Raw genomic sequence first — 16,981 nt, 5'->3', positions numbered from 1 at the left:
CCCGCCGGGCCCGCCCGCCCGCCGCCCGCTCGGGAGGAGATTCCGGACGACACGCCGTGGCGGCATCCGTCGGAGTCGGCGTGTCTCGCTCTTCTTCCTCCCGAAGCGCAGGAGAGATCGCGTTCCTCCGAAGCGCAGGAGAGATCGCGCGCTCTGCCGCGCGGCCGACCCCGGAAGCGCCCGCTCAGGACGGCGTGATCTCGCCCGACCCCGACACCGTGCTGCGGATCTCGGGCCGGCCCGCGTACCGCACGGTGCCGCTGCCCGAGAGCACGACGTCGAGCGACTCCGACGCATCGACCGAGATCTCGCCCGACCCCGACAGCACCACGCGCGCGCTGGCCGCGCGCAGCCCGGAGGCGTCAACGTCGCCCGATCCGTCGACCTGGACCTGGAGCTCCTCGGTCGAACCGGACGGCACGATCGACCCGGATCCGCTGATCGACGCCCGCACCGTCCGCGCGTCGAGCTCGTCGGTCTCGATCCCGCCCGAGCCGCGGATCTCGAGGGTCACGTCGTCGGCGTCGCCGAACTCGGCGGTCACGTCGCCGGAGCCCGAGATCAGCACCGAGTCGAGCGAGGTCAGCGTGATGTCGAAGACCAGGTCGCGCGCGCCGACGACGATCGGCCCGCGCTGCATGTCGATGACGAGCTCGTCGCCCTCGACCTCGGTCGTCAGGCGCTCGAGCACGTTCTCGCCGCCCGTCACGGTGAGCGATGGCGCCTCGCCCAGCCGGATCGTCATGTCGCCCGAACCGCGCAGGGAGACGCTCGAGGCGTCGCCGATCTCGCGCGTCTCGGTGCGGGTGTCGCCGGGCGTCACGAACGGCACGCACGCGGTCAGCGCGACGAGCAGGCCTCCGGCGATCACGGCCGCGGCCGTGCGGGCGAGTCCCCGGCGCGGCCGGCGGACGACGGGGCGATCCAGGGCGCGACGCGCGGGCATGTCGGCCTCCTTCGAACGGCGGGCTTGGCCCGAACCTAGGCGCTGCGGGTCGACGCCGTCGGGCCATTGGTCACGCGGGCGCGCCCGTGACCATCCACGCGCGTCCGCGCGCCCGGAGCGAGAGCGTGGCGGCGCGTGCGGCGAGGTAGCCGAGCGAGAACGCGGCCGTGAGCGCCGCGAGCGCCGCCGCGCCGGACACGTCGGCGCCGGAAACATCCGCCCACCACACGACGCCGAACGCCATCGGCACGAACGCGGCGAGGTTCACGAGGCCCGTCCACGCGAGGTACCGGGCGTCGCCGGCGCCGATCAGCACGCCGTCGAGCACGAACACGAGACCGCCGAGCGGGGCCGACAGGCCGAGCACGACGAGCGAGGGCGGCAGCAGCTCCGCGACGTCGGCCGACGACGTGAAGACGGCGGGCAGCACCCAGGCCGTCGCGACCACCAGCGCGCCGATAACCGCGCCCGCGCCGACGCCCCACTCGACGCAGCGGCGCAGCACCGCGCGCACCACGTCGACGTCGCCCGCGCCGAGGCCCTTGCCGATGAGGGCCTGGGCGGCGATCGCGAGCGCGTCGAGCGCGAACCCGAGCGTGAAGTAGATCGTGATCGCCACCTGGTACGCCGCGAGCTCGTCACGTCCGAGCGAGGTCGCCGCCCAGGTCGAGAGGAGCAGCGCCACGCGCAGGCTCGCGGTGCGGAGGAACAGCCAACCGCCGTCCCGTGCGCCGCGCAGCACGCCCGCGTGGTGCGGCCACGGGCTCGCGCCGACGCGGCCGACGTGCCGCGCGACGACGACGAGGTAGACGAGCACCATGCCCCACTGCGCGACGACGGTGCCGATCGCCGAGCCCGCGATGCCCCAGCCGAGCCCGTAGATGAAGATCGCGTTGAGCGCGATGTTCGCCGCGAAGCCGATGCCGGCGACCCGGAGCGGCGTGCGCGTGTCCTGCAGGCCGCGCAGCAGGCCGGTGGCGGCGAACACGACGAGCATCGCCGGGAGCCCGGCCATCGAGATCGAGAGGTAGACGGATGCCTCGGCGGCGACCTCCGCGGAGGCGCCGAAGGCGCCCACGAGCCACGGGGCGGCGAGCCAGCCGGCGAGGGCGAGCACCGCGCCGAGCCCTAGCGCGAGCCAGAGGCCGTCGACGCCCGCGCCGACGGCGCCGCGCGGGTCGCCCGCCCCGAGTCGTCGTGCGACCGACGGCGTCGTCGCGTACGCGAGGAAGACCATGAGCCCGACGATCGTCTGGAGCACGGCGCTCGCGAGCCCGAGGCCGGCGAGCGGCGCCGAGCCGAGGTGGCCGACCATCGCCGTGTCGGCGAGGAGGAACAGGGGCTCGGCGATGAGCGCGCCGAGCGCCGGCACGGCGAGGCGCAGGATGTCGCGGTCGACCGCCCGGCGCGCGGAGGAGGTGCGGGTGGCGTCACGCACTACGCGTCCACGATCTCCTTGCCGAGCGGGGCGAGCGAGACCGGGATCAGCTTGAAGTTCGCGATGCCGAGCGGGATGCCGATGATCGTGAGGCACATGACCACGCCCGTGACGAGGTGCTCGAGCGCGAGCCACCATCCGGCGAGCAGCACCCAGATGACGTTGCCGATGAACGACCACGCGCCGGAGGTCGGCTTGGAGACCACCTGCCGGCCGAACGGCCAGAGCGAGTAGTTCGCGATGCGGAAGGACGCGACGCCCCACGGGATCGTCACGATGAGGACGCACATGAGCAGGCCCGCGAGCATGTACCCGATCCACAGCCAGATGCCCGCGAGAACCAACCAGACGACGTTGAGGATCGTGTTCAGCATGGCTCGATCATCGCATCGCCGACCGACGCCGGTGATCCTCGGACTCCGAAGCGGGGGAGTGCGAAACCTCCCCGCAACAGGCGTATGATTCCGCGGTGACCTTCAGAGGGACGGTCCGCGAACCGCGGCCGCACCGCTTCCGACGGGGCATCCGGCTCCACCCGGCGCAGACCGTGGTGGTCGGCTTCGCCGCCGCCGTCATCGGCGGCACCCTCCTCCTGTGGCTGCCGCCGATGACCGTCGAGCCCGGCGGCACGAGCTTCATCGATGCGCTGTTCACGGCGACGAGCGCCGTCTGCGTGACCGGCCTCACCGTGGTCGACACCGAACTGCACTGGAGCCCCCTCGGGCACGGCGTGATCATGCTCCTCATCCAGCTCGGCGGCCTGGGCATCATGATCTTCGCGTCGCTCGTCGGCCTCGTGCTCGCGCGCAAGATGAGCGTGCGCTCGAGGCTGAACACGGCGGCCGAGGCGAAGGCGGTCGGCTACGACGACCTGCGCGGGCTCGTCCGGGGGATCGTGCTGATCTCGTTCGCGATCGAGGGCGTCACCTGGATGTTCCTGTTCCCGCGCTTCCTCTTCGGGTACGACTACAGCCCGGCGGATGCCGCGTGGCACGCGCTCTTCCACTCGGTCTCGTCGTTCAACAACGCCGGCTTCGCGCTGTACACGAACAACATGATCGACTTCGTCGGCGACCCGTTCATCTGCCTGCCGATGTCTGCGGCGATCATCCTCGGAGGCCTCGGATTCCCGGTGATCATGCAGCTGCGAAAGGAGTTCGCACGCCCGCTGCACTGGTCGATGAACACGAAGCTCGTCCTGTGGGGCACGGTGGTGCTGCTCGTGGGCGGAACCGCATACCTCGCGATCGCCGAGTGGAACAACGAGGGCACCTTCGGGCCCCTGTCGCCGGGCGCGAAGCTCCTCGCCGCATTCTTCATGTCGACCCAGACCCGCACGGCCGGCTTCAACAGCATCGACGTCGGCCAGATGCACGACGAGAGCTGGGTCGTGATGGACGTGCTCATGTTCATCGGCGGCGGCCCGGCCGGCACCGCGGGCGGCATCAAGGTGACGACGTTCGCCGTGCTGTTCTTCATCCTGCTGACGGAATTCCGCGGCGAGGGCGCCGTCAACATCTTCGGCAAGCGCCTGAGCCGTGCGGTGCACCGTCAGGCCATCACGGTCGCGCTCGTCGCCGTGGGCGCCGTCATGACGGCGATCATCCTGCTCATGCACCTCACGAAGCTCGACCTCGACCTCGTCGCGTTCGAGGCGGTCTCCGCCTTCGCGACCGTCGGGCTCTCGACCGGAATCACGGGCGACCTGCCGCCGAGCGCCGAGATCATCCTGGTGGTCCTCATGTTCCTCGGTCGCATCGGCCCGCTGACCCTCGGATCGGCGATCGCGCTCCGCGACCGACGCATCCTGTACGAACTCCCGAAGGAGAGGCCCGCAGTTGGCTAGGTTCACCCTGTTCGGCGGCGCGAACGACACGTCGCGCCGCATCGCCGAGGCCGATTCGGTCGCCGTGATCGGCCTCGGCCGCTTCGGCCAATCGCTCGCCCTCGAACTCATGGCGGGCGGAACGGAGGTGCTCGGCATCGACGCCGACGAGGAGATCGTCCAGTCGCTGAACGGCGAACTCACCCAGGTCGTCCGTGCGGACTCGACCAAGTCCGAGGTGCTGAAGCAGCTCGCCGTCGACGAGTTCGACCGCGTCGTCGTCGCGATCGGCAGCGACATCACGGCGTCGATCCTCACCTGCTCGGTGCTGCTCGGCATGAAGATCCCGGTCATCTGGGCGAAGGCCGTGACCGAGCAGCACGCCGTCATCCTCGAGCAGCTCGGCGTCCACCACGTGATCCGCCCCGAGGCCGAGATGGGGCGTCGGGTCGCGCACCTCGTCCGCGGCGCCGCGCTCGACTACATCGAGATCGAGAAGGGGTACGCCATCGTGAAGACCGCGCCGCCCTCGCGGCTGCACGGCATCCCGCTCGGGCAGACGGCCCTGCGCAAGGAGCTCGGCGTCACGGTCGCCGCCTTCAAGCGAGCCGGCGACGAGTGGCGCAACGCCGACGCCGAGACGGTGCTGGGTCCGGGCGACACCGTGCTCATCGTCGGGCCGACGCGCAAGGCCGAGGGGTTCGCGCAGCTCAGGTGACGTGCGGCCGCGGTTCGCGGCATCCGCTCAGCACCGCCGACCGGGTGCCGCCTAGGCTGTGGGGATGAGCGATGCGACGAAGCCCAGCGGCATCATCCTCGACGAACTCGACGCCGGCGTGCGTCCGCAGGACGACCTCTTCCGCCACGTCAACGGCAAGTGGATCGACCGCACCGAGATCCCCGACGACAAGGCGCGCTACGGCAGCTTTATCGTGCTCTACGAGGAGGCCGAGCAGGCCGTCCGCGAGATCATCGAGGAGGCGCAGGCCGCCGAGCCGGGCACCGAGGCCCGCAAGGTCGGCGACCTCTACGCCTCGTTCATGAACGAGGAGCGTGCCGAGATGCTCGGCGCGACGCCGATCGCGAGCCAGCTCGTCGAGGCGTCGCTGCCCGGCAGCGTCGCGCAGCTGCTCGAGGCGATCGGCCGCCTGGAGCGCCAGGGCGTCGGCGGCTTCGCCCAGCTCTTCGTCGACAACGACCCCGGCGACCCCGAGCGCTACCTGGTCTTCGTCGAGCAGGGCGGCATCGGCCTTCCCGACGAGAGCTATTACCGCGAGGAGCGCTTCGCGCCGATCCGCGAGAAGTACCTCGGCCACGTCGAGCGCATGTTCGGGCTCGCCGCGCTCGACGATGCCGCGGCGCGCGCGCAGCGCGTGTTCGACCTCGAGGCCGAGATCGCGAAGGTCCACTGGACCAACGTCGACTCGCGCGACAGCCAGAAGACGTACAACCTGATGCCGTGGTCCGAGGTCGCGGATGTGGCATCCGTCGACCTCGACCTGTGGCGCGACGCGATGGGCGTGCCCGACGGGGCGTTCGCCGAGCTCGTCGTGCGGCAGCCGAGCTTCGTCGAGGGCGTCGGCGCACTGATGACGCCCGACCGGCTTCCGGCATGGCGCGACTGGCTCGCGTGGCAGGTCGTGCACGGCGCGGCGCCGTACCTCGGCAGCGCGTTCGTCGAGGAGAACTTCGACTTCTACGGCCGGACCCTGACCGGGACCCCGCAGCTCCGCGAGCGCTGGAAGCGGGCCGTGTCGTTCGTCGAGGGCGCGATGGGCGAGGCCGTCGGTCGCATCTACGTCGAGCGGCACTTCCCGCCCGCCGCGAAGGAGGCGATGGACGAGCTCGTCGCGAACCTCGTGGAGGCGTACCGCGACTCGATCGCCGGGCTCGACTGGATGGGCGAGGAGACGCGTGCGAAGGCGCTCGAGAAGCTCCGGAAGTTCACGCCGAAGATCGGCTACCCCGTGAAGTGGCGCGACTACTCGACGCTCGAGGTCTCCGCGGCCGACCTGGTCGCCAACGTTCGGGCGGCCGCCGAGTTCGAGTTCCAGCGCCAGCTGGGCAAGATCGGCAAGCCCCTCGACCGCGACGAGTGGTTCATGACGCCGCAGACGATCAACGCCTACTACAACCCGGGCTTCAACGAGATCGTGTTCCCGGCCGCCATCCTGCAGTTCCCGTTCTTCGACGAGACCCGCGACGCCGCTGCGAACTACGGCGCGATCGGCGCGGTCATCGGGCACGAGATCGGCCACGGCTTCGACGACCAGGGCTCGCGCTTCGACGGCGACGGCCGGCTCATCGACTGGTGGACCGAAGACGACCGCGCCGCGTTCGAGGAGCGCACCAGGACGCTCATCGAGCAGTACGACGTGCTGGTGCCCGCACAACTCGCCGACGACGAGCCGGGGGGCTCGTCCGACGACGAGGGCGATGGCGGGGCGGATGCCGCGGGCACTCCCGCCCACGTGAACGGCGCGCTCACCATCGGCGAGAACATCGGCGACCTCGGCGGTCTGGCGATCGCGTGGAAGGCGTACCTGCTCTCGCTCGACGGGAAGGAGGCGCCCGTGATCGACGGCCTCACCGGTGCGCAGCGGTTCTTCCTGTCCTGGGCGCAGGCCTGGCAGATGAAGGGTCGCGATGCCGAGGTCGAGCGCCTGCTCGCGATCGACCCGCACTCGCCGAACGAGTTCCGGTGCAACCAGATCGTGCGCAACATCGATGAGTTCTACACTGGATTCGAGGTCACGCCCGATGACGAGCTCTGGCTCGATCCGGCCGACCGCGTCCGCATCTGGTAGCACCTCACCACAGATCCCCGTCCGATCCCGTCGAGCGCACCGCGATGCCGCGGTGGGGGAGCGCGCGACCCGAACGAAAGCCGCTGTTCCTGTCGTGGTGACCTCGTCCCAGGGTTCCGAGCGCCGAGCTCGGCACGCATCATTCCGACGAAGCCGCCACCGCACCGACGAACATGTCGAGGATTTCTCGCGTGGCTTCGACTCCCTGGGCGAGCTTGCCCTCGGCGGCGTCCAGGTGTCGGCCCGGGCGACCGACCTGGCGACGGGTCGCGTGCTGTTCTCGGTCGACGACCACGTCGTGATGCCGACGGCCTCGATCGGCAAGGTGCTGCTGCTCGTCGAGGTCGCCTCGCGGCTCGGGCACGCGAGCCCCGAGGCGTTCACGGTGCTCGACCGGGCGCCGCGCGACGCGGTCGGCGACTCGGGCATCTGGCAGCACCTCCAGACGCCCTCGCTGCCGATGGCCGACCTCGCGGCGATGGTCGGCGCGACCAGCGACAACCTCGCCACCAATGTCCTCATCCGGCACATCGGCCTCGAGTCGGTCCGCTCGCGCACCGAGACGCTCGGGCTCACCCGAACGGCGCTCCTCGACCTGGTGCGCGACCACCGCGGACCCGACGACGCGCCGCAGCTGTCGATCGGCTCGGCCAAGGAGCTCACGTGGCTCTTCGCCTCGCTGGCCCGCGGCGAGATCGTCAGCCCCGAGGTGTCGCAGCGGGTCGTCGGCTGGCTCTCGCTCAACTCCGACCTGTCGATGGTCGCGTCGGCCTTCGGGCTCGACCCGCTCGCCCACCGCACCCCCGACCACGGCCTGCTCCTCATGAACAAGACCGGCACCGACGGTGGTGTGCGGAGCGAGGTCGGCGTGCTGCGCGGGCCGCGCGCGGGCGTCGCCTATGCGGTGTCGATGTACTTCGCCGACACGCAGCTCGCGTCGCGCCTCGCGGTGCTCGACGGGATGCGGCGCGTGGGCGCCGACCTGCTCGAGTACGTGCACTGACCTCGACGCGACGGGACCAGGGTCCCTCGCGCGGGGCGATCGCACCGGTAGAACTGGTGTCGACCCGTCTCGCACAACGCCGTCGCCGCCCTGCGCCCCCGCTCCGGCTCCACACCAAGGGGAATGCAGGATGTCAGAGGCGACGCCCGCCGGGCGACCGATCAGCCGACGCACGTTCATCGCGGCCGCGGGCGCGGCCGGCGCCGGATTCATGCTCTACCTGATGCTGCCGGGCGGCGAACGCGTCGCGCTCGCGCAGATCCCCGGCGGAACGCTGCCGCCGGGCGACGTGCCGAAGTTCGTCACTCCACTGCTCGTGCCGCCGGTCATGCCGCGGGCCGGCACGATCAACCGCAAGGGCGGCAAGCCCGCCGACTACTACGAGATCTCGGTGCGGCAGTTCGAGCAGCAGATCCTCCCGGCGGGCCTCCCGATGACGACCGTCTGGGGGTACGGCGCGATCACGTCGGCGAGCAAGAAGGGCCTGCTCGTCCACAATGCCCCGTCGCTCACCATCGAGTCGAAGTGGGGCCGCCCGGTCCAGGTCAAGTGGATCAACGAGCTCGTGGACGGCGCCGGCGACGCTCTGCCCCACCTGCTGCCCGTCGACCCGACCCTGCACTGGGCGAACCCGCCGGGCGGCGAGGCCGGTCGCGACAGCCGACCGACGTTCACCGGCGGAACCCCCGGCGCGTACACCGGGCCCGTCCCGCTCGTCACGCACCTGCACGGCGCGGTCGGCGTCGGCGACGAGAGCGACGGCTACGCCGAGGCATGGTTCCTCCCGGACGCGGCCGACATCCCCGAGGGGTACGCCACGCACGGCACCTGGTACGAGTTCTTCGCCGGCAAGGCGGCCGCCGCGTTCGGCGTCGAGTGGGGCCCCGGTCACGCGGTGTTCGAGTACCCGAACGACCAGCGCGAGTCGACGCTCTGGTACCACGACCACACCCTCGGGATGACGCGGCTCAACGTCTACGCCGGACCGGCCGGGTTCTTCATCGTCCGTGGCGGACCGGACGGCGAGAAGGCCGTGCTCGATTCCCGGAGCGGGACGACGGCCGTCCTCCCGTCGCCCGCGCCGATGGAGGGTGACCGGTTCCCGCCGAACAAGACCTACCTCGAGATCCCGATCGTCGTGCAGGACCGCTCGTTCGATGACGACGGATCGCTCTTCTACCCCGACACGCGTGCGTTCTTCGACGACATCGTCGGACCGTACATCCCCGACGGCGAGTTCTCGCCGATCTGGCAGCCCGAGTTCTTCGGCAACATGATCATGGTCAACGGCAACACCTGGCCGTTCCACGAGGTGCAGCAGCGCCGATACCGGTTCCGACTCCTGAACGGCTGCCAGTCCCGGTTCCTGATCCTCGACTTCTCCGGGATCCCGGGTGTCGAGGTCTGGCAGATCGGCAACGAGGGCGGCTTCCTGGCCGCGCCCGTGAACCTCACGGCCGACCACGGGAACCGGATGCTGCTGGGCCTCGCCGAGCGCGCGGACGTCATCGTCGACTTCACGAACGTGCCGGTCGGTTCGTACGAGCTCGGCAACGTCGGCCCCGACGAGCCCTTCGGCGGCGGTGAGCCCGATCTCGACTTCGACGTCGCGGACCCGGATTCGACGGGACTCGTCATGCGGTTCATCGTCGGGCCGGCCGTGGGAGCCGACACGACCACCCCGCCGCAGTACCTGTTGCTTCCGCCGATCACGCCCCTCCCCGCGGAGACGGTGGTCCGGCCGCTCGCGCTCATCGAGAGGTCCGCGGAGGGGTTCAACGATGAGGGCGACGTCTACGAGGGTCCGGCCGAGGCGCTCCTCGGCGACATCCAGTCGGGCGTCTGGACCGACCGGGTCTGGGCGGATCCGGTCACCGAGAACCCGGCCCTCGGCGCGACCGAGGTGTGGGAGTTCGTCAACACGACCGCCGACGCGCACCCGATGCACGTGCACGAGGTCGTGTTCGAGGTGGTGAACCGCCAGGCACTGCAGATCGGCCCGGACGGCGGAGTGGCCCAGCCGGTGCAGCCGATCGGCGATCCGCGACCGCCCGAACCGTGGGAGACGGGATTCAAGGACACGGTCATCGCCTACCCCGGCGAGGTCACGCGCGTGCGCGCCAGCTTCGTGAATCCCGGACAGTACGTCTGGCACTGCCACATCGTGGAGCACGAGGACAACGAGATGATGCGTCCCTACCGGATCGGGCCCGAGCAGCCGGGTCAGCCCGCCTGACCCCGGAGGTGTGCGACGCCCTCGAGCACCGCACGGTGGGTCTCGACGGCGCCGAGCACGCGGAAGTGCCCGCTGACCGGCACGCGGATGTTCGTCGCGCCGTCGAGGAGGCTGCCGTCGGGGATGTGGGGATCGAACCGCCCGAAGACCGAGACGATGCGGGCGTTGACGGATGCCGCGCGCCCGAGCAGCACGATGGTCTCGTCGCTGGGCAGCAGCGCGCGCACGCTCGGATCGAGGATGAGCCGCGCCATCCGCGAGCCGGCGAACGGGGTCGCGACGGCGACGAGGCCGAGGAGTCCGCGGGTGCCGTCGGGCGGGTGCGACGCGTCGCCCGCGGCTTCCGGACCCGCTGAGGCATCCGACCCGGAGACCAGCAGCTGCTTGGCGACCAGGCCGCCCTTGCTGTGCGCGATGATCACCCGGCCCGCCTCCGGCGCCGGACGCTTCCCGAGCGCCCGGCCGAGCCGCGCCGCGGTGTCGGCGATGCCGCGTCGGTTCGTCCCCATCCCGTGCACGACGCGCACGCGGTAGCCGGCCCCGTTCAGCGCGTCGCCGAGCGGCCGCAGGAACGACCAGTGCTCGTAGATGCCGGGCAGGAGCAGCGCCTCGGGCAGGTCCTCGCGGCCCCGGCGCCAGCGCGCGGGCGGACTCCACCCCTCGGCGACGATCGCGACCTGGCGGATGCCGGCGTACACGTAGTCGCGCGCCCACCACCAGCCCCGCGCGATCGCCGAGAGCTCCTGCGGCTCCGACACGCGCTCGACCTCGTGCCCGACGTGCTCGCCGCTCGCGTGCCGCGCGACGAGGTCGGCGACGCGCTCGCCCGCCGTCACCATGGTCTCGTGGCCGCGGTCGGCGACCTCGACGTAGCGGCCGCGCGGCACCATCCGCGCGACCTGCTCGGCCCACGCGCGCGGCGCGAGGCGGTCGTGCTCGCCCCGGACCACGAGCGTCGGGGCGGCGATGTCCGGGAGCACCAGTTCGATGCGGTGGTCGAGCATGCGCCGGAGCTGCCGGAAGTACCAGCGCGGTCCGGCCTGCAGGTACGAGCGGATGCCGAGCGCCACGACCTTCGGGCGCGTCAGCGACGGATCCTCCAGCAGGCGCGCGCCCTGCATCAACGCCGATCGCTCGCGGGGGTTCACGGTCGGTGCGATGAGCACGACGGATGCCACGAGCCCGGGCCGCTGCGCGGCGGCCTCGGCCACGACCTGCGTGCCCATCGAGTGCCCCACGAGCACGGCCGGCTCGCCGCCGCACTCCGCCTCGAGGAGCGCGGCGAGGTGGGCGCCGGTCTCGGAGATCGTCTGCGTCTCGCGCGGCTCGGGCGCGTCGCCGAATCCCGGGAGGTCGAGCGCCAGGACGCGCCCGTCACGGGCGAGCTCGTCGGCGAGGTCGGACCAGTACCGGTGCCCCATGCCGATGCCGTGCACGAGCACGTAGGTCGGGCGCCCGGCGCCCGACTCGGTGATCACCGTCGTCTGGTCGCCGCGGCGGAACTCGCGCGTCCGCGACATCCGCACCCCCTTCCGCCGGCCCCGCTTCGATCATGCCGGATGCGGCGGTGGTCGCGTCGCGCCGAGCCCGGGCGCGGATGCGCTCGCCCTCAGTCGACGAGGCCGGATGCCGCGAGCCGCCGCAGCACCTCGACGCCCGCCGGCGGACAGCGGTCGGCGTCGGCGGTGCCGACCCAGTGCACCGCGCCGACCTCGCCGGACGGCACGGGCGCGGCATCCGTCTCGGCGAGGAAGACGTGCATGCGCACGTGCTGTCCCTCGCCCTGCCCGTGCGCGAGCTCGCGCACGGTGAAGGCCTCGACGAGCCGGGCGGGGTCGAGGACGAGCCCGACCTCCTCCAGCGCCTCTCGTGCGGCGGCCTCGGCGGGCGTCTCGCCCGGGTCGAGCTTGCCGCCCGGCATGTAGTGCACGTCGCGATCCCGTGCGGTGACCATGAGCACCCGGCGGTCGCGCACGAGCGCGATCGCGGCGACGTGCAGGTCGGGCAGCGGCATCCATCAAGCCTAGGCGCCCCGCCTCGCGGCGCCCGCTACGCTCGTCGCAGTCCCGACGCGAAGGAGCGATGCGAATGGCCGAGGCGACCCGCGGGTTCGCGCGAGCGGTGCAGTCCGAGGTCTACCGCGCGGGGCTCTCCGGCACGCGCCCGGTCGTGCCTGTCGATCCGGAGGCGCTCGACCGCGCGGCCCGGAAGGCGCTCTCGGCCGAGGCGTACGCGTACCTGGCCGGCGGGGCGGGATCCGAACGGACCATCGCCGCGAACCGCGCCGCCTTCGCGAAGTGGGGCATCTGGCCCCGGGTGCTGACGGATGTCGCGGAGCGCGACCTCTCGATCGAACTGTTCGGCCGGCGCCGCCCGACCCCCTTCGTGCTCTCGCCGATCGGGGTCGTCGAGCTCGCCCACCGCGACGCCGACGTGGCGGTCGGGCGCGCCGCCGCCGCGCTCGGCGTGCCGTACGTGCTCTCGAACCAGGCATCGCGGCCGATGGAGGAGGTCGCCGAGGCGATGGGCGACGGCGCCCGCTGGTTCCAGCTCTACTGGAGCGCCTCCGACGACCTCAACGCGTCGCTGCTGCGCCGCGCCGAGGCGGCCGGCTGCGAGGCCGTCGTGGTCACGCTCGACACGCACCTGCTCGGATGGCGCACGCGCGACCTCGACCTCGGCTTCCTGCCGTTCACACGCGGGCAGGGGATCGCGCAGTACACGAGCGACCCGGTCTTCGCCGAGCTCGTGCGCGAGCGGGTCGCGCGCGGGGAGGGCGGCGGACCGCGGCCGAAGGTCACGCCGACGCTGCTCGGGTCGGCACTCGCGATCGCCCGTGCCGGCGCACGGAGCCCGCTCGTCGACGGCGGCGTGCGCGACGCGCTGCGATCGCCCCTCCCGCGCGCGGCGATCGAGACGTTCCTCGACGTCTTCGCACAGCCCGCGCTCACGTGGGACGACCTCGTGAAGCTGCGCGACTGGACCGGCCTGCCCGTCGTGCTCAAGGGCGTCCTGCACCCGGATGACGCCGAGCGCGCGATCGACCACGGCGTCGACGGCATCGTGGTCTCCAACCACGGCGGCCGCCAGGTCGACGCCTCGGTCGCGTCGCTCGCCGCGCTGCCGGCGGTCGCCGCGCGGGTCGCGGGTCGCGTGCCGATCATCGTCGACAGCGGGGTCCGCGGCGGCGCCGACGCCGTGATCGCCCTCGCGCTCGGTGCGACGGCGGTGGGACTCGGGCGGCCCTACGCCTACGGACTCGCGGTCGCGGGCGAGGCCGGCGTGCACGAGGTGATCCGCAACCACGTCGCCGAGTTCGACCTCACGATGGCGCTCGCGGGGCATCGATCGGTCGGCGAGATCGGACCGGAGACGATCCGTTCGGTGTGAGCCGGCGGCATCCGTCGTCGCGCCGTCGGCTCGACCGCCGGCTCAGGGGTGCTGTTCCGAGGTGAAGACGTCGTTCAGCGTGACGGTGGTGAGTCCGCGCTCGTCGAGGATCGCCTTGAGGCGCGGGAGGGCGCCGATCACCGGGTCGTGGTTCAGATGCCCGATCACGATCCGGCCGGGGCCGAACCACTCGTCGGCGAGGTCGATGACCTGCTGCTGCGACAGTTCGCCCGAGTCGCCCAGCGAGCCGTACCAGAGCGTCGGCACCGTGTAGCCGATCGCGGCGGCCGCGGCATCCACCCGCGCGTCGTGCACGCCGTACGGCGGACGGAAGTACGGACGCGCGTCGATGCCGTACACCGACTGCAGGTAGTCGTGGTTGTGCTGCAGCTGCCACTGGATCTCCGCGTCGCTGAGCGTCGTCAGGTCGGGGTGCGACCACGTGTGGTTGGCGAGCTGGATCTGGCCGCGTTCGACGAGCGGCCGGATGGCGTCGGCGTTGTCGTCCCACGACGCGTACACGCCGTTGACGAAGTACGTGAGGCGGATGCCGTTCGCCGCCGCGAACGCGGTGTAGGCGCCGACCACGGCGGAGTCGGTGCCGTCGTCGACCGTCCAGGCCATCACCGGTCCGGCATCGGCGGGGAGCTCGGTGAGGGCGCCCGCGGGGACGGCGACCCGTGCGAGCTCGGGAGCCGGGAACTCCTCGACGGCGGCCTGCTCCTCGTCGGCCTCCTGGCGCTCGGCCATCACGCGGCCCACGGCGAGGACTCCGACGACCGCGACGCCGGTCAGGAAGACGCGCCTGGTGAAGCCCATGCGTCGCTCCCTCCTGCGATGCGTCGCCGTGCGGTGGGGTCGGGTGCCGGTCGCCGTCCGGGTCGGCGGTCTCAGGCCGTTGTACACCGGCGGGCGGCCCGCGGCCGGGCGTGCCGCCCGTGCGCCGCGAAGCCGCGGCATCCGACGCCCTTCACATTTCGTAGGATGGACAGCGACTTCGCGGGCGACTCGCCCGATTCCCTTCCTGGACCATTGGAGCCACCGTGGCCGCACCCACCCGTCTCGATTCCGTCATCACGCTCGCCCAGCACCGGGGCTTCGTCTTCCAGGCGGGTGAGATCTACGGCGGATCCCGGTCCGCGTGGGACTACGGCCCCCTCGGCGTCGAGCTGAAGGAGAACATCAAGCGGCAGTGGTGGCGGTCGATGGTGCAGGGCCGCGACGACGTCGTCGGCCTCGACTCGAGCGTCATCCTGCCGAAGCAGGTGTGGGAGGCCTCCGGCCACGTCGAGGTCTTCAGCGACCCGCTCATCGAGTGCCTGCACTGCCACAAGCGCTTCCGGGAGGACCACCTCGTCGAGGCGTACGAGGAGAAGAAGGGCCGCGAGCCCGAGAACGGCCTCCTCGACATCGTGTGCCCGAACTGCGGCACCCGCGGCCAGTGGACCGAGCCGCGCGCCTTCTCGGGCCTGCTGAAGACCTTCCTCGGCGTCGTCGACGACGAGTCGGGCCTGCACTACCTGCGCCCCGAGACCGCGCAGGGCATCTTCGTGAACTTCGCCAACGTGCTGCAGGCGGCGCGAATGAAGCCGCCGTTCGGCATCGGCCAGATCGGCAAGTCGTTCCGCAACGAGATCACGCCCGGCAACTTCATCTTCCGCACGCGCGAGTTCGAGCAGATGGAGATGGAGTTCTTCGTCGAGCCGGGCAGCGACGAGGAATGGCACCAGTACTGGATCGACACGCGCTTCCAGTGGTACGTCGACCTCGGCATCGACCCCGAGAACCTGCGCCTGTTCGAGCACCCGAAGGACAAGCTCAGCCACTACTCCAAGCGCACCGTCGACATCGAGTACCGCTTCGGCTTCACGGGCGGCGAGTGGGGCGAGCTCGAGGGTGTCGCGAACCGCACCGACTTCGACCTGTCGACGCACGCCAAGCACTCCGGCAAGGACCTCTCGTTCTTCGACCAGCAGAAGAACGAGCGCTGGACCCCGTTCGTCATCGAGCCCGCGGCGGGCCTCACCCGCTCGCTCATGGCGTTCCTCGTCGACGCCTACCACGTCGAGGAGGTGCCGAACGCGAAGGGCGGCGTCGACACCCGCACGGTGCTGAAGCTCGACCCGCGCCTCGCGCCGGTCAAGGCCGCGGTGCTGCCGCTCTCGCGCAACGAGAAGCTCTCGCCGCTCGCGCGCGAAGTCGCCGCGACCCTTCGCAAGCACTGGAACGTCGACTTCGACGACGCCGGCGCGATCGGCCGGCGGTACCGCCGCCAGGACGAGATCGGCACGCCGTTCGCGATCACGGTCGACTTCGACTCGCTCGACGACGACGCCGTGACGGTGCGCAACCGCGACACCATGGGCCAGGAGCGCGTGCCGCTCTCCGAGCTCGAGGGGTACCTCGCCGCTCGCCTCGTCGGCGCCTGACGCGCTGGGCGCTCCGGCGCCTGACGCGCGGCCCGGCGTGCGCCGGCTCCCGCAGCGCCTGCCGGCCCGAGCCGCCCACGACCGCGAGCCGCCCGCACCGCCAGGCTCCCGCACCCCGCGACCCGCGACCCCGAGGCGCCCGAGACCCCACGCGTCCGCACCCCGCGAGCCCCGGAAAAGGGCTGCTGCTCCTCGCCATTCCGCGGAAGTCGCCGGGAGGTGACGGGGCGCGGGGGCGGCGTCGGCGAAGCCGCGGTCGCTCTGGGCGTGACGGCCGTCAGGGTTCCGTAATGCCACCGCCCGGCGGGGAGCGGGGGCCACGACGTACCGTGGAGGGAACGGGCGGAGGTCGCCCGCGGAACGAGGACACCGTGATGCCCGAACGCCCCGCCCGCCCCATCGCCGCGGCGATGCTGCTCGTCGCCGCGCTCGCACTGACCGGCTGTGCCGCTCAGGCGACGGATGCCTCCGGCGCGAGCGCCGAGCCCACGAGCTCGGCCGAACCGTCGACCACCGAGGCGACGCCCGACGCGACCGACGAGTCAGAGGCATCCGAAGACGCCGAAGCGGCTGCCGCCGCGCCGGCCGAGGGCGCGTACCTCGACTACACCGATGGCGCCATCGAGGCGACCGCCGGGCCGAAGGCGCTGTTCTTCCACGCGAGCTGGTGCCCGAAGTGCCGCGCGCTCGACGAGGACCTGAAGGCGCAGGGCGCGCCCGACGGGCTCACCGTGTTCAAGGTCGACTACGACTCGCGCACCGACCTGCGCCAGCGGTACGGCGTGACGATCCAGACGACGATCGTCTTCGTCGACGACGCGGGCGAGAAGATCTCGAGCGTCGTGCTCTACGAGGACCCCTCGGTCGAGTCGCTCGTCGCCGCGATGCCGTGAGGGGGCAGGCCCTC

At 71.8% G+C, this 16,981-nt stretch carries 14 protein-coding genes; 8 read left to right on the top strand and 6 right to left on the bottom strand.

Annotation, left to right across the window (positions count from 1 at the left end; genetic code table 11):
• Positions 1–184 precede the first annotated feature (184 nt).
• The 3 genes from ACSJD1_RS15795 to ACSJD1_RS15785 all read right to left on the bottom strand — a co-directional run bounded on the left by ACSJD1_RS15795 (position 185) and on the right by ACSJD1_RS15785 (position 2,755).
• Positions 185–946 (bottom strand): head GIN domain-containing protein, encoded by a 762-nt coding sequence (locus tag ACSJD1_RS15795; RefSeq protein ID WP_438856235.1) that lies wholly within the window; start codon positions 944–946, stop codon positions 185–187.
• Positions 947–1,016: 70 nt separating this feature from the next.
• The gene (locus ACSJD1_RS15790; RefSeq protein WP_438856234.1) at positions 1,017–2,384 is read right to left on the bottom strand and encodes an MATE family efflux transporter; all 1,368 of its coding nucleotides are present in this window, start codon (positions 2,382–2,384) and stop codon (positions 1,017–1,019) included.
• On the bottom strand, positions 2,384–2,755 hold the full coding sequence (locus ACSJD1_RS15785) for a YccF domain-containing protein (protein WP_438856243.1): 372 nt from the start codon (positions 2,753–2,755) through the stop codon (positions 2,384–2,386). Before ACSJD1_RS15785 ends, ACSJD1_RS15790 begins: the two co-directional genes overlap by 1 nt.
• 98 nt (positions 2,756–2,853) lie before the next feature.
• On the opposite strand from ACSJD1_RS15785, the gene ACSJD1_RS15780 reads away from it, so the two are divergent.
• From ACSJD1_RS15780 to ACSJD1_RS15760, 5 genes are all read left to right on the top strand, one after another.
• Positions 2,854–4,230 (top strand): TrkH family potassium uptake protein, encoded by a 1,377-nt coding sequence (locus ACSJD1_RS15780; RefSeq protein ID WP_438856233.1) that lies wholly within the window; start codon positions 2,854–2,856, stop codon positions 4,228–4,230.
• Positions 4,223–4,927, top strand: a complete 705-nt coding sequence (locus tag ACSJD1_RS15775) for a potassium channel family protein (protein WP_438856232.1) — start codon at positions 4,223–4,225, stop codon at positions 4,925–4,927. The genes ACSJD1_RS15780 and ACSJD1_RS15775 overlap by 8 nt, the downstream gene beginning before the upstream one ends.
• A 64-nt stretch (positions 4,928–4,991) precedes the next feature.
• A complete protein-coding gene (locus ACSJD1_RS15770; protein ID WP_438856231.1) occupies positions 4,992–7,016 on the top strand; it encodes a M13 family metallopeptidase in 2,025 nt (674 codons plus the stop codon).
• Between the two features lie 235 nt (positions 7,017–7,251).
• The gene (locus tag ACSJD1_RS15765; RefSeq protein WP_438856230.1) at positions 7,252–8,019 is read left to right on the top strand and encodes a serine hydrolase; all 768 of its coding nucleotides are present in this window, start codon (positions 7,252–7,254) and stop codon (positions 8,017–8,019) included.
• 130 nt (positions 8,020–8,149) lie between these two features.
• Complete coding sequence (locus ACSJD1_RS15760; protein ID WP_438856229.1) at positions 8,150–10,255, top strand: multicopper oxidase family protein; 2,106 nt, start codon at positions 8,150–8,152, stop codon at positions 10,253–10,255.
• Here ACSJD1_RS15760 and ACSJD1_RS15755 read toward each other — a convergent pair.
• Both ACSJD1_RS15755 and ACSJD1_RS15750 read right to left on the bottom strand, forming a co-directional pair.
• Positions 10,243–11,775 carry an alpha/beta hydrolase gene (locus ACSJD1_RS15755; RefSeq protein WP_438856228.1) on the bottom strand — a complete coding sequence of 511 codons (1,533 nt, stop codon included), beginning with the start codon at positions 11,773–11,775 and terminating at the stop codon, positions 10,243–10,245. The genes ACSJD1_RS15760 and ACSJD1_RS15755 overlap by 13 nt on opposite strands.
• 89 nt (positions 11,776–11,864) lie before the next feature.
• The gene (locus ACSJD1_RS15750; protein ID WP_438856227.1) at positions 11,865–12,269 is read right to left on the bottom strand and encodes an NUDIX domain-containing protein; all 405 of its coding nucleotides are present in this window, start codon (positions 12,267–12,269) and stop codon (positions 11,865–11,867) included.
• Positions 12,270–12,343: 74 nt separating this feature from the next.
• On the opposite strand from ACSJD1_RS15750, the gene ACSJD1_RS15745 reads away from it, so the two are divergent.
• Positions 12,344–13,645, top strand: a complete 1,302-nt coding sequence (locus ACSJD1_RS15745; RefSeq protein WP_438856226.1) for an alpha-hydroxy-acid oxidizing protein — start codon at positions 12,344–12,346, stop codon at positions 13,643–13,645.
• A 42-nt stretch (positions 13,646–13,687) separates the two neighbouring features.
• On the opposite strand, the gene ACSJD1_RS15740 is transcribed toward ACSJD1_RS15745, so the two are convergent.
• A complete protein-coding gene (locus ACSJD1_RS15740; RefSeq protein ID WP_438856225.1) occupies positions 13,688–14,464 on the bottom strand; it encodes a polysaccharide deacetylase family protein in 777 nt (258 codons plus the stop codon).
• A gap of 224 nt (positions 14,465–14,688) precedes the next feature.
• Between ACSJD1_RS15740 and ACSJD1_RS15735 the strand changes: the two genes are divergently transcribed.
• Both ACSJD1_RS15735 and ACSJD1_RS15730 read left to right on the top strand, forming a co-directional pair.
• Complete coding sequence (locus ACSJD1_RS15735; protein ID WP_438856224.1) at positions 14,689–16,074, top strand: glycine--tRNA ligase; 1,386 nt, start codon at positions 14,689–14,691, stop codon at positions 16,072–16,074.
• Positions 16,075–16,448: 374 nt separating this feature from the next.
• A complete protein-coding gene (locus tag ACSJD1_RS15730) occupies positions 16,449–16,967 on the top strand; it encodes a thioredoxin family protein (protein WP_438856223.1) in 519 nt (172 codons plus the stop codon).
• The last annotated feature ends 14 nt before the right edge of the window (positions 16,968–16,981 follow it).

The sequence above is a fragment of the Agromyces excoecariae genome, assembly GCF_051715505.1.
In the GTDB taxonomy this organism is placed as follows: domain Bacteria; phylum Actinomycetota; class Actinomycetes; order Actinomycetales; family Microbacteriaceae; genus Agromyces.
Note: the sequence above shows the minus strand (reverse complement) of the source record. Positions and strands in the feature narration are given on the sequence as shown.